1 pseudogene is annotated in these 531 nt (G+C 39.9%); it reads left to right on the plus strand.

Going from position 1 to position 531, the window contains the following annotated elements:
• Positions 1 to 233: 233 nt before the first annotated feature.
• Positions 234 to 531: pseudogene (locus R7Q11_RS28995) on the plus strand (GGDEF domain-containing protein); the annotation flags it as partial.

The raw sequence follows: 531 nt of genomic DNA on the forward strand, positions 1-531 counted from the left end.
GAGTCACAATATGCCTTTGTATAATGAGTTCGCGAGCTGGATTGTACCTAGTGTCATCATGGCAACGATCGGACTTTTGTTCACTAAAAAAGCAGAAGAAATCAAAGAATTCGAGCTGGTCAACGAATAGCCGCTTAACTTAAGACATCATTCTATAATTACGCTAACATACTGGACGTTTATTGATGGCGGGCAAAGGAGTTGCCCGAGTAATGGTTCGTTGTGGAGCACATATGGAGAGTCACTATTTAGATATAAGAACCCTCAACTTTATTATCATTTTGTTTTCTTGTATCTATGCTATTAGCCTGCTTTGCTATCAATATACTCAGAGCAAAATTAAAGGATTGAAAACGTTCGCCATTTCTCTGCTGTTTATTGGCTTAGGCCCTTTTTTATTGGGATTTCGTGACTCAGCCCCAGATTGGCTGACGATCATTCTTTCCAATACCATCATTATCATCGGCTTTTTGCTCACGTTATATGGCGTAAGCATTTTCCGAAAATTCCCTCTCAAGTGCGCTCATGTAC

The organism is Vibrio sp. 970, assembly GCF_033339075.1.